We start from the raw sequence: 13,174 nt of genomic DNA on the forward strand, positions 1-13,174 counted from the left end.
CGACGAGTCCGGTGCCGGGCAGGAGGGTGGTGCCGAGGACGGTGTGGTCGGCGATCCAGGGATGGGTCGCCAACGACAACCGCCCCGTCAGAACGATCGCGTCCGACTCCGGAGAGGCCACGACGGCACTCAGCACCGGGTGGTCGACCGGCGTGAGGCCGGCGGAGCCGACGTCGCCGGACGTACCGGTCGGGTGCAGCCAGTAGGACTCGTGCTGGAAGGCGTAGGTGGGCAGATCGAGATGCACGCTCGGGTGGTCGCCGTAGTACGCCGTCCAGTCGACGGGGGTGCCGGTGGTGTGGAGACGGGCGAGGGCGGTGACGGTCTCGGTGGTCTCGTCCCGGTCCCGGCGCAGGGTGGGTACGAAGGTGGCGGTGTCGGTGGTCTGCTGGGCCATGGCGGTCAGCACCGCGTCCGGACCGAGCTCCACGTACGTGGTCACGCCTGCCGCGTCCAGGGCACGGACCGCGTCGGCGAAGCGGACGGCCTCGCGGACGTGCCGTACCCAGTACTCCGGGTCGGTCAGATCACCAGTGGTGTCCCCGGTGAGGGTGGACACGATCGGGATCGACGGCTCGCTGTAGGTCACCGACTGTGCGACGGTGCGGAACTCCTCCAGCATCGGTTCCATCAACGGGGAGTGGAACGCGTGCGAGACCCGCAGCCGCGTCGCCTTACGACCCTCCGCCTCGAAACGCTCCTTGATGGCCAAAACCTCGGCCTGCATGCCGGAGACGACGACGGCCTGCGGGCCGTTGACCGCGGCGATACCGACCGTGTCGGACAGCAGCGGGCGGACCTCGTCCTCAGCCGCCTGCACGGCCACCATCGCCCCGCCCTGCGGCAGCGCCTGCATCAGCCGGCCCCGCGCGGTCACCAGCCGTGCCGCGTCCGCCAGCGACAGCACCCCGGCCACATGAGCGGCCGCGAATTCACCGATCGAGTGCCCCGCCAGGTAGTCGGGACGCACACCCCACGACTCCAGCAGCCGGAACAGCGCCACCTCGATCGCGAACAGCGCAGGCTGAGCGAATTCGGTGCGGTCCAGACGCTCCGCGTCCTGGCCCCACATCACGTTCTTCAGCGGCAGACCAACCTCGGCCACAACCGCGTCGAAGGCCTCCGCGAACACCGGGAACGCCTCGTACAGCCCCCGGCCCATTCCCAGCCGCTGCGCACCCTGCCCACCGAACAAGAACGCGAGCTTTCCGCCCATGGCCTCACTGACGCCGGCGCCGCCGGCGATGGCGTCCAGGGCACGCTCCAGGTCGGCGCGGTCGTTGCCGAGCGCGACCGCCCGGTGCTCCAGCGTCGCTCGTGAGGTGTGCAGTGCCCGGCCTGCCGCGGCAAGATCGTCGTCGGTCACCGTGTCGAGGAAGGTCCGCAGCCGTGCGGCCTGGGCGCGGACGGCCGCCGGGGTCTTGCCGGAGACCGGCCAGGCGAGGACCGGACGCTCGGCGGAGACCGTCTCGGACGGCACGTCCTCCGGAGCCTGCTCGATGATCACGTGGGCGTTCGTGCCGCTGATGCCGAAGGAGGACACGCCGGCGCGGCGCGGGTGGTCGCTCTCCGGCCACGGCCTGGGCTCGGTGAGCAGCTCCACCGCTCCGGCTTCCCAGTCCACCTGGGGCGAGGGTTCGTCCACGTGCAGGGTCCGGGGCAGCACCCCGTGCCGCATCGCCATGACGGTCTTGATGATCCCGGCAACGCCGGCGGCGGCCTGGGTGTGCCCCATGTTCGACTTGATCGATCCCAGCCACAGGGGCCGGTCGGCGGGACGGCCCTGACCGTAGGCGGCCAGGAGCGCCTGCGCCTCGATCGGGTCACCCAGCGTCGTACCCGTACCGTGCGCCTCGACGGCGTCCACGTCCGTGGGCGCCAGTCCCGCCGTGGCCAGCGCCTGCTCGATGACGCGCTGCTGGGAGGGGCCGTTGGGGGCGGTGAGGCCGTTGCTCGCACCGTCCTGGTTGATCGCCGAGCCCTTGACCACCGCGAGGACGCGGTGGCCGTGGGCGCGGGCGTCGGACAGCCGCTCCAGGACGAGCACACCGACGCCCTCGCCCCAGCCGGTGCCGTCGGCGGACGCGGCGAAGGACTTGCAGCGGCCGTCGGAGGACAGACCACGCTGCCGGTTCATGTCGATGAAGGTGTCCGGTGTCGACATCACCGTCACGCCGCCCGCGAGCGCCAGGGAGCACTCGCCGGCGCGCAGGGCCTGGACCGCCCAGTGCAGGGCGACCAGGGAGGAGGAGCAGGCGGTGTCCACGGTGACCGCCGGGCCCTCCAGACCGAGCGCGTAGGCGACCCGGCCCGACACGACACTGGCGAGGCTGCCGTTGCCCAGGTAGCCCGCGTACTCCTCGGACACCCGGCCGCCGAGCCGGGTGGCCCAGTCGTGGTACATCACGCCGGCGAAGACACCGGTGCTGGTCCCGCGCACGGACAGCGGGTCGACGCCCGCTCGCTCGAACGCCTCCCAGGACACCTCCAGCAGCAGCCGCTGCTGCGGGTCCATGGCCTGGGCCTCGCGGGGGCTGATGCCGAAGAACTCCGGGTCGAACTCGGCCGCGTCGTAGAGGAACCCGCCCTCGCGGGTGGAGGACTTTCCGGAGACTCCCGCCTCCGGGTCGTACAGGGCGTCCACGTCCCAGCCCCGGTCCTCGGGGAAGGGGGAGACCGCGTCGCGGCCCTCGGCCACCAGTTCCCACAGATCCTCGGGCGAAGCCACCCCGCCCGGGTAGCGGCAGCTCATGCCCACGATGACGATCGGGTCGTCGTCGGTGACGACGGCGGCGGATCCGGAGGGGCGGACGGAGGCCTGCTTCCGGCCCGTGCTCAGCTTGCTCGCGATGTGCTCGGCCAGAGCGCGCGGGGTCGGATAGTCGAAGACCAGGGTGGCGGTCAGGCGCAGACCGGTGGCCGCGTTGAGCGCGTTGCGCAGCTCGACCGCGGCGAGCGAGTCGAAGCCGCTCTCGCTGAAGGCCCGGCCCACGTCGACCGCGTCCGGGCCGTCGTGCCCGAGCACCGCCGCGACATGGGTGCGGACCAGGTCGATCAGGGCCTCGGCACGGTCCGCGTCGGACAGTCGGGAGAGGCTGTCGGCGAGCGAGTCGGCGACCGACACGGCGCCGCCCGCCGCAGGCGCCGCGGCCGCCGTCCGCCGCGGCACCCGGGCCGGCACCAGGGCGCTCAGAACGGCGGGAACGCCGTCGGCGCGGTCCCGCAGCGCGGTGCCGTCGATCCGGACCGGGACCAGCGCAGGGGACGTGAGGCGCAGGGCCGCGTCCAGCAGGGCCAGGTTCTCGTCCGCGGACAGCGGCTCCAGACCGAGCTTCGCGATGCGCTGGAGCGCGGCCACGTCCAGTCCCGCGCCCATGCCGACATCACCCGTCCACAGGCCCCACGCGAGTGCCGTCGCGGGCAGTCCTGTGGTGTGGCGGTGGTGGGCGAGGGCGTCGAGGAAGGTGTTGGCGGCGGCGTAGTTGGCCTGTCCGGCGTTGTCGAGGAATGCGGCGGTGGAGGAGAACAGGACGAAGGCGGTGAGGTCGATGCCGCGTTCGGCGGTGTACTCGTGGAGGTGCCAGGCGGCGTCGGCCTTGGGGGCCAGGACGGTGTCCAGCCGTTCGGGGGTGAGGGAGGTGAGGAGGCCGTCGTCGAGGACGCCGGCGGCGTGGACGATGCCGGTGAGGGGGTGGGTTGTGGGGATGGTGTCGAGGAGGGTGGTGAGGGCCTGTCGGTCTGCGACGTCGCAGGCGGCGAGGGTGACGGTGGCGCCGGCGGCGGTGAGTTCGTCGTGGAGTTGGGTGGCACCGGGGGCGTCGGGGCCGCGGCGGCTGGTGAGGAGGAGGTGGCGTACGCCGTGTTCGGTGACCAGGTGCCGGGCGACGAGTGCGCCGAGGCCACCGGTGCCGCCGGTGATCAGAACGGTGCCCTCCGGACCCCAGGGCGCCGGTGCGTCCTCGGCGGAGGCGGGGGCGGTCCGCACCAGGCGCGGTACGCGTATCTCCCTCCTGCGGACGGCGATTTCGGGCTCGCCCGTGGCCAGGGCCGAGGCCAGCAGCACCTCGTCCGTGTCGGCGTCGGCATCCACCAGGACGATCCGGCCGGGGTGCTCCGCCTGCGCCGCGCGCACCAGACCCCACACCGGGGCCAGCGCGAGGTCGACGGTGTCGTCCGCGCTCGCGGCGACCGCGCCCCGTGTCACGAGAGCGAGCCGGTCATCGGCGGCGGACTCGTCGGCCAGCCACTCCTGCAGCCTGGCGAGGACCCCGTACGAGGTCCCCCGCACCGCGTCCGGGACCTCGCCGTCGGCGGCGTCCACGGGCAGCACGGTCCAGCCGTCGAGGCCCGCGGAGGCCGGCGCGGTGACCGAGGACCACTCCACGCGCAGCGGCGCCGCACCACCGTGTGCGGAACGCAGCTGGGCGCCGTCCACGGGGCGCAGGGCGAGCGAGTCGATCCGCGCCACCGGCGCGCCGGACGCGTCGGCGATCGACAGGGCCACGGAGTCCGGGCCCGTGGCGGTGATCCGCACACGGATCGCGGAGGCACCGGAGGCGTAGAGCGACACACCGGTCCACGCGAACGGCAGCCGGGTGCCTTCCGGGACGGGCTCGTGCGCGGCGAAGTCCGTGGCGTGCAAGGCGGCGTCCAAGAGCGCCGGATGCAGGCCGAAGGCGCCGGCCTGTGCCGCGGTGGCACCGTCCAGGGCCACGTCGGCGTACACCTCGCCGCCCTGCCGCCACACCGCCTTCAGGCCGTGGAAGACGGGGCCGTAGCCGTAGCCGTTCGCGGCCATGTCCGGGTACAGGGTGCTGATGTCGACCGCCTCGGCGCCTGCCGGCGGCCACTGGGCCGTGGCGGGGAGCGCGGTGTCCTGCTGCGGGGCGGCCGGGGCGAGCACGCCGGTGGCGTGCCGGGTCCACGGCTCGTCGTCCGCGGCATCCTCGGCACGGGAGAAGAAGTCGACCGTGCGCCGGCCGTCCGCCTCCTCGGCGCCCACGACGATCTGCAGGGCGACACCGCCCGTGGCCGGCAGGGCCAGGGGGGCCTGCAGGGTGAGCTCCTCGACCGTGGCGCACCCCACCTCGTCTCCCGCGCGCACCGCGAGCTCCACGAAGGCGGTGCCCGGCAGCAACGGGACACCGGCGATGACGTGGTCGGCCAGCCACGGGTGGGTGCGCAGCGACGTCCGCCCGGTCAGCACCGCGCCACCGGCGCTTCCGTCGGCCGCGGCCAGGCGGACGACCGAGCCGAGCAGCGGGTGCCCCGCCGCGATCTGTCCCAGGCTCGCCGGATCGCCGCTCGGCGCAGGGGCGCTCAGCCAGTACCGCCGTCGCTGGAAGGCGTAGGAGGGGAGCGGGATGCGCCGGGCACCCAGGCCCTCGTAACAGGCGTCCCAGTCGACGTTCGTGCCGCAGGTGTGCAGCAGGGCCAGCGCGGACAGCAGCTCCCGCCGCTCGTCACGGCCCCGGCGCAGTGCGGGGACGAACGTGACGCCGGGGGCGGTGACACACTCCTGCCCCATCGCCGACAGTACGGCGTCCGGGCCGAGCTCCAGGTATCCGGTGACGCCGGCTGCCTCCAGGAAGCGGACGCCGTCGGCGAAGCGGACCGCCTCGCGGACGTGCTCCACCCAGTAGTCGGGCGAGCACAGCTGCTCCGCCGTGGCAAGCTGCCCGGTGACGTTGGAGACGACCGGGATCCGCGGGGCGGAGTAGGTCATGATCCGGGCGACGCGGCGGAACTCGTCCAGCATCGGCTCCATCAGCGGCGAGTGGAAGGCATGGCTCACCCGCAGCCGCTTGGTCTTGCGGCCCAGCTCCTCGAAATGCGCCTGCACGCCGAGGACGGCGTCCTCGGCGCCGGACACGACGACGGAGGAGGGGCCGTTGACCGCGGCGATCCCGACCCGTTCGGTGAGCAGCGGACGCACCTCGTCCTCGGTGGCCTGGACGGCCACCATCGCACCGCCCGCCGGCAGCTGCTGCATCAGCCGGCCGCGCGCGGCGACCAGCGTCGCGGCGTCCTCCAGGTTCAGCACTCCGGCCACGTGCGCCGCGGCCAGCTCGCCCACGGAGTGCCCGGTCAGATAGTCGGGGCGCACGCCCCAGGACTCGACGAGCCGGAACAGCGCCACCTCGACGGCGAACAGCGCGCACTGCGCGTAACGCGTCTGGTCGAGCAGCTCTGCCTCCGGGGCCCCCTCCTCGGCGAAGAGCACGTCCCACAGGGAGACGTCGAGCTGGAGGTCGAGATGGCCGATGGCGGCCTCGAGCGCCCTGGCGAAGACCGGGTACGTGTGGCACAGCTCGCGGCCCATGGCGAGTCGCTGGCTGCCCTGCCCGGTGAAGAGGAACGCCAGCCGGTGGGCGGTGTCCGCGCCCTGGGCCGACGGGTTGAGGAAGAGGCCCGGCGCCGAGTGCTCGTCGACGACGGCCCGCAGCGCACTCTCGAACGCGCCTCGGTCCTCGGCGAGGACCACCGCGCGATGCGGGAGCGTGGCGCGTGTGGTGGCCAGCGAGTGGCCGATGTCGGCGAGGGACGCCTCCGGCCGGTCGGCCATGAACGTCAGCAGGCGCTCGGCCTGTGCCCGCAGTGCCGGAGCGGTACGGGCCGAGACGACCAGCGGCAGGATCCGCCCGTCGCCCTCCGCGCCGCCTTGTGCGGCGTCGCCCGATTCGTCGAGGGCCGGCGGTTCCTCCAGGATGACGTGGGCGTTGGTGCCGCTGATGCCGAACGCCGAGACACCCGCCCGGCGCGGCCGGTCGCCCCGCTCCCAGGAGCGTGCCTGGGTCAGCAGCCGTACGTTGCCGCTCTCCCAGCGGATGTTCGGGGACGGCTCGTCCACGTTCAGCGTCCGGGGCAGCTTGCCGTGCCGCATCGCCATGATCATCTTGATCATGCTGGCCGCACCGCCCGCCGCCTGGGTGTGGCCCAGGTTGGTCTTCACCGAACCGAGCCACAGCGGCTCGTCCTCGGGGCGGTTCTGGCCGTACGTGGCGAGGATGGCCTGGGCCTCGATCGGGTCGCCCAGCCGCGTGCCGGTGCCGTGCGCGTCGACGGCGTCCACGTCGGCCGACGCCAGCCCGGCATCGGCGAGGGCCTGGCGGATCAGGCGCTGCTGCGCGATACCGCTGGGCGCGGTCAGACCGTTGCTGGCGCCGTCCTGGTTGACGGAGGTGCCGCGCACGACCGCGTGCACGGAGTGCCCGAGCCGCCGGGCGTCGGAGAGGCGCTCGACCACCAGCAGGCCGACGCCCTCGGAGAACCCGGTGCCGTCGGCGGCCGCCGCGAACGCTTTGACGCGGCCGTCGGCGGCCAGACCCTGCTGGCGGCTGAACGAGGTGAAGATGCTGGGGCTGCCCATCACGGTCACACCGCCGACGAGCGCCAGCGAGCACTCACCGCGGCGCAGCGCCTGCGCGGCCAGGTGCAGGGAGACGACGGCGCCGGAGCAGGCCGTGTCCAGCGTCATCGCCGGGCCCTCCAGGCCCAGCGTGTACGAGATGCGGCCCGAGGCGACGCTCGGGGCGGTGCCGATCATCAGATAGCCGTCGAGACCCTCCGGGGCCTCGGTCGCCTTGACGCCGTAGTCGTGGACCTCCGCCCCGAGGAAGACGCCGGTACGGCTGCCGCGCAGCGAGTCCGGCGCGATGCCCGCGTGTTCCAGCGCCTCCCAGGCCGTCTCCAGGGCGAGCCGGTGTTGCGGATCCATGGCGAGGGCCTCGCGCGGACTGATGCCGAAGAAGTCCGCGTCGAACTGCGTGGCGGTGTCCAGGAAACCGCCCTTGGTCACGTAGCTCTTGCGGGGCGTCGCCGGATCCGGATCGAACAGCCCGTCCAAGTCCCAGTCGCGGTCGGCCGGGAAGTCGGAGAGCACGTCGCGGCCCTCGTCGACCAGGTCCCACAGGTCGTCGGCGCTTTCGATGCCGCCGGGGAACCGGCAGCCGATGCCGACGACCACGATGGGGTCGTCGTCGTCGACGGCGCTGCGGGGCACCGGTGCGAGCGTGTCGATCTCCGGGGAGGAGCCGAGGAGTTCGCCGCGCAGGAACGCGGCGAGCGCGGCCGGGGTGGGGTGGTCGAACCCGACGGTGGGCGGCAGCGTGAGTCCGGTGGCCGCGTTCACCCGGGCGTGCAGGGCGACCAGACCCAGGGAGTCCAGGGCCTGCTCCCTGAACGGTGCGTCAGGCTGGACCGCGGCCGGAGGCTCGGGCTGGATGGCGCGCAGGACCTCGAGTGCTTCGGCGCGTACCAGGTCGAGCAGGACGCGCACCTGCTCGGCGTCCGGCAGCGGCTGCAGCCGGGCCACGAGCGCGGTACGCGTGCCCGACGCGTCGTCCGGCTCGTGCCGGGTGTCAGAAACGAAGCTTCCGGACCCGCTCATCTGCACACTCCACACCTAAAATTCCACTGCCGCACAAGGAAATGTCGATATGCCCGAGAAACACTCGGAGCCGAAACTCTAGGACGCGGGCACAATGCCCCCACACCCCTATGGGCCCCTATCGATCCACTCACCCCACACCAGTTCTGCGTCGAACGATTCACCCGAATCCCGGGGTGGTTCATCGAATCGTCGGCGAATGTGATGGAGGTCGTTCATCAGGTCTGCGGAGCTGATCCTTCTCGATCCGCCGAGTTCCGCGATTCCGCTGAGCGGGAGGTTCCCGATGTCCACCCAGCGGAGCCTGCCGTCCGTGTCGATCCGGCTGCGTGTGAGGCCGGCGTTGTCGGGGTGCACGCAGTAGGGGACGTCGAGGTATCCCCGGCGGAACGCGGTCAGCAGGGCGCGGCCGATGTCCGGGTCGAGCCCCAGGACGGCCTCGACCAGCGCGCGGGCCTCCCGGTACGTCTGGGAGTCGGCCGGCCCGTCCGTGCCGTACGGGACCTGGGGGTGGCGGCGGGCCGTCAGCTCGGCCGCCCGGCCGGCGAACTCCAGGGCCAGCACGTTCTCGTGGACCGTGGGGATGCGACGTGCCTCCGCTGCGGTCTTGACGATCAGTCGCTCCGCACCGGTGGTGACGGCCAGTTCGGCCGCACGGCCCAGCAGCCGGTAGGCGCCCCGCGACGTCTCGGGGTACACCCCCATGTACGTGTAGACGACGATGTGCCAGTTGCGGGTGGGCAGCAGGTCGGCGCACAGCCGGCGCAGCGCGGCCACCGCCTCCTGGTCCTGGCCCATGTGGGTCTGCTGCGCGTAGCTGAGAGACAGCGACCGGATGCCGTGCTGGGCGAAGAACATCGCTTCCAGGAAGCTGATGGCGACCAGCTGGCTGGGCGGGCACAGCTGGCCCATCATGCAGCCGCCGAAGGTCTCCAGGTGCGGTTCGATCCCGAGCTCGCGCAGCCGGCTGTACAGTCGGCAGCAGTCCGCCCAGTTCTGGACGGCCTCGGCGAGCGGCGTCCGCCCGTAGGGCAGGCAGTACGAGACCGGCCCGCCCTCGGTGGCGTTGAGCCGCAGTCGCATCATCGCCCGGAAGATGCCGGCCGGTGTGGCCGATCCATGCCTGACCTGCACCGGGAAGGTGTGGTCGCGCAGGCCCTCCAGCACCGCCTCGGTGGTGGAGGCCGGATGGCTCACGATGGGGTACCCGTTGAGCCGGATGCCCTGGCGCAGGGCGCTCTCGACGGCATCGAGGTCACCGACGCGGGTGTAGCTGTCCAGGGTGAGCGTGCCCACCGTGGTGGCCCGCGCCTCCTTCGTGGCCAGCAGACCCGCCCGCATCCTCACCGGGTCGCCGAAGCCCATGCGGGGCTGCACCACGAGACGTCCGTCGCCTCCCTCGCGGCGGACGAGCTCCCCGAAGTCCACAGGGGCGGAGGCGTGGGTGAGGGGCCGCAGGTCGCGGACGGGACGGCTTTCGGTCACGCCGATATCCGGGCAGGATCCGGGAGCTGCCGGAGCTCGGGCCGAGGCAGGGCCGTCAGGAAGGACTGGAAGGCCGCGATGGGGTCCTTGCCGTCCTCGAAGACGGCGTCGAATCCGGCGGCGACCAGCTCGCCCGCCCGGTCCCGGTCCTCGCCGCCGTCCGTGCCGAGCTTCCCACCGATCACGATCGGCGTCGCCGCCAGCGGGTCGCAGTGGCGGAGCCGCTCGATGGCCCGTAGCCCGTCCTGGTACCCATGGCCGTTGACGCTGCTGATGACGACCATCTCCGGTCGGTGCCTGCTGCACTCGGCGACCAGCACGTCGTCGGGCACGCAGGGCCCGAGATTGACCACCTCGTAACCGCACTCCTCGATGAGCAGCTGCAGGAAGACCAGATTCCAGGTGTGCGAGTCGGAGGCCAGCGAGCTGACGACGACGGTTCCCTTCGAAGGCACCGGCCGCGCGTCCGCCACCGCCTCCACGGAGGTCCGCTCACTCATCGTCGCTCTCCGGGCCGCGGTAGGTGCGCCGGTGCTCGATGCGCGAGACGGAGACGACCCGGCCGCCCTCGACCGCCACCTCGGTGGGGGCCGGGCGGCCCAGGAACATGAGCAGGCTCGACGTGGGTCCGTACGCACCGGTGTTGGGGATCCGTACGAGGTCTCCGGGGGACAGCGGCGGCACCTCGATCTGCCGGCCCAGCACGTCCCCCGGCGTGCACAGCGGTCCGACGAGGCTCGCCTGCTCGCGCTCGCCCTCCGCGTCGACGTGCACCGCCACCGGCAGCAGCCTGCCCAGGCCCGACATGCCGCCGAAGGTGTTGATGCCGGCGTCGAGGATGACGAACTTCCTGCCCCTGCTGACCTTCACGTTGCTCACGCGGGCCACCAGGGTTCCGCTGTCGCCGGACAGATAGCGGCCGGACTCCACCGCGAGCCGTGGGAACCCCTCGCGCCAGTGCGGGAAGTGCACGTCGAGCGAGGCCTCCAGCTCGGTCCTGAGCTTGGGGTAACGGGCCCGCTCGCCGGCCTGCGCGTACGGCACGGAGAAGCCGCCGCCGATGTCGAGCAGCCGCAGCGGCACCCCCAGTTCGTCCTGGACGGCGGCGGCCACCTCGATGGTGTGCGTGAGCTCGCCGATCAGAGCGGCCTCGTCGGGGGCGTTGCTCTGGGAGAACAGGTGGAGTCCGGCCACGGAGGTGCCGGGCACCTCGCGCAGCTGCCGGGCGAGCGCGGGGATCGTCTCGCTGTCGATGCCGAACTGGGTGGGGGCCCCGGTCATCCGGATACTGGTGGTGGCACCCGCCTTCGCGCTGTTGATGCGCAGCAGGCAGTCCGCGACGACTCCGTGCCCGACCGCCGCCTCGCCGATGTGCTGCAGGTCGGTGAGCGACTCGGCGGAAAAGGTGCGCACCCCGCTCGCGATCGCCTCGTGCAGCTCTTCCGGGGTCTTGCCGGGTCCGGTGTACAGGATGTCGTGACCGGCGTATCCGGCCTCGAGCGCCGCCGCGAGCTCGCCCGTCGAGCTGATCTCGGCCTTGCAGGCCGGGCCGTCGCCGTCGCGCAGCGCGCGGACCAGATCGACGTGGGGGTTCGCCTTGAAGGCGTAGAAGACCTCGAACCCCTCCGGCAGCCAGCCGAACAGGTCTCGCCGGGCGGCACGGACCCGATCCAGGTCGTACACGTACAGAGGGGTGCCGTGGCGCCGGGCGAGCTCGGTTGGATCGGTGGACCGGGTGCTCATTCCCCACTCCTGTCGAGCAGCAGGGCGGCGAGCTCCTGCCGCGCGTTCTTGCCGTGTTGGGTGAGCGGGAAGTCGGTCAGGACACGGCAGACCGCCGGGACCTTGGCGGGTTCCAGACGCGTCGCCATCTCCTTGAGGACCGTGGACGGCGGAAGGTCGCTCTCCACGAACAGTGCCAGGTCGTGCCCCTCGCCCGGGGGGAGCACGGCGGCGGCGCGGACTCCGGGGATGTCCATCGCGGCGTCCTCGATCTCCAGGGTGCTCATGCGGAAGCCCTTCCGCTTGAACATGTCGTCGCGGCGGCCCCGGAAGTACAGGTAGCCGTCGGCGTCCAGGTATCCGTAGTCACCGGTGTGCAGGCACGGACTGCCGGTGCCGGCCAGACGCCGGAAGGCCTGCGCGGTGGCCTCCGGGCTGTTCCAGTAGCCGGGCATCACGTGCGGGCCCACAGCGACGATCTCACCGACCTCGCCGGCGGGCACCTCGCGGCCTTCCGCGTCCAGGATCAGCACCCGGGTGCCGGGCAGCGGCAGACCGACCGAGTCGGGGCGCTCCCGGTCCTCTTCGGGCGGCATCACGGTGATGCGCTTGGCCTCGGTCTGTCCGTATTGGCGCACCACCCGGACGCCCGGGAAGTGCTCGCGGAGCCCGTCGATCGTCGACTGGGGAAGAGCGGCACCCGTGTTGGTGAACATCCGCACCGGAGGCGGGGAACCGCCGTCGCGCCGGGACAGCGTGAGCAGCATCGAGGCGTAGGACGGCACGATGGGCACCACCGTGGCACCGGTCTCCCGCATGCGCCGCAGCAGCAGCAGGTCGGACTCCCGGTCGGCGAGCACGATCTCGCAGCGGGCGATGCAGGTCATCACGACCTTGTACAGGCCGTAGTCCCAGGACATCGGGAAGCTGCAGAAGACCACGTCGTCGGAGCGGTAGCCGAGGGCCTCGGTGAGCGCGCGGGAGGCGAAGGCCACCTGCGCGTGCGGACACACCACCGCCTTCGGGGCGGCGGTGCTGCCCGACGTGTAGATGAGGGTCGCCACGTCACTCGGGCGCACCGTCTCGGGCTCGAAGCGGTCCTCGGCGTCGAGCAGTTCCTCGACCTCGGCCCACAGGCCGTCGAGCAGGTGCACCGGGCCGGCGACCTCGCGCAGCCCGCCGGCGGTCGCGGCGTCACCGACGAGGAGTTTGGGCTCGGCGCTGGCGACGACATAGCGCAGGTGGAAAGGCTTCATCCGTGGGTTGACCGGAACGAAGACCGCACCGCACCGGGCCGCACCGTAGAACAGGGCGGCCAGTTCCCGCCCGGTCGGGAGCTGAAGCACGACACGGTCGCCCCGGCCGACGCCCTGGGCGCGCAGCCAGCGGGCGACCGCCAGGCTGTACGCGTGGAGCTGACGGTAGGTCCACACACCGGACGAGTCGCGGACCGCGGGGGAGTCCGGCGTCTCGGCGACGGCATCGTCCAGCAGACCGTGGACGAGCTCTCCCGGTGCTTCGTGCGCAGAATTCGAGTGGCTGACCAATGCCGCACTCCTGTCTCGAGTTGTGGCTCGG

5 protein-coding genes are annotated in these 13,174 nt (G+C 72.5%); all 5 read right to left on the minus strand.

Features of this window, described 5'->3' with window-relative positions:
- Positions 1-8,389 (minus strand): SDR family NAD(P)-dependent oxidoreductase (locus AB0A69_RS32920; protein WP_361429635.1); only part of this gene is annotated, 8,389 nt, incomplete at its 3' end.
- 108 nt (positions 8,390-8,497) lie between these two features.
- Positions 8,498-9,817 carry a methylaspartate mutase gene (locus AB0A69_RS32925; protein ID WP_361429685.1) on the minus strand — a complete coding sequence of 440 codons (1,320 nt, stop codon included), beginning with the start codon at positions 9,815-9,817 and terminating at the stop codon, positions 8,498-8,500.
- Between the two features lie 53 nt (positions 9,818-9,870).
- On the minus strand, positions 9,871-10,374 hold the full coding sequence (locus tag AB0A69_RS32930; protein WP_361429637.1) for a cobalamin-dependent protein: 504 nt from the start codon (positions 10,372-10,374) through the stop codon (positions 9,871-9,873).
- Positions 10,367-11,617: a type III PLP-dependent enzyme gene (locus AB0A69_RS32935; protein WP_361429639.1), complete on the minus strand. Its 1,251-nt coding sequence runs from the start codon at positions 11,615-11,617 to the stop codon at positions 10,367-10,369. The genes AB0A69_RS32930 and AB0A69_RS32935 overlap by 8 nt, the downstream gene beginning before the upstream one ends.
- Entirely contained in the window at positions 11,614-13,143 is a 1,530-nt protein-coding gene (locus AB0A69_RS32940; protein ID WP_361429641.1) for an AMP-binding protein, read from the minus strand. The genes AB0A69_RS32935 and AB0A69_RS32940 overlap by 4 nt, the downstream gene beginning before the upstream one ends.
- Positions 13,144-13,174 lie beyond the last annotated feature (31 nt).

The sequence above is a fragment of the Streptomyces sp. NPDC045431 genome (genome assembly GCF_040646655.1).
Lineage (GTDB): Bacteria > Actinomycetota > Actinomycetes > Streptomycetales > Streptomycetaceae > Streptomyces.

Coding starts and splice junctions, on each gene's coding strand:
- AB0A69_RS32935 (WP_361429639.1), bottom strand. CDS start 11,617: ATGAGCACCCGGTCCACCGATCCAACCGAGCTCGCCCGGCGCCACGGC.
- AB0A69_RS32930 (WP_361429637.1), bottom strand. CDS start 10,374: ATGAGTGAGCGGACCTCCGTGGAGGCGGTGGCGGACGCGCGGCCGGTG.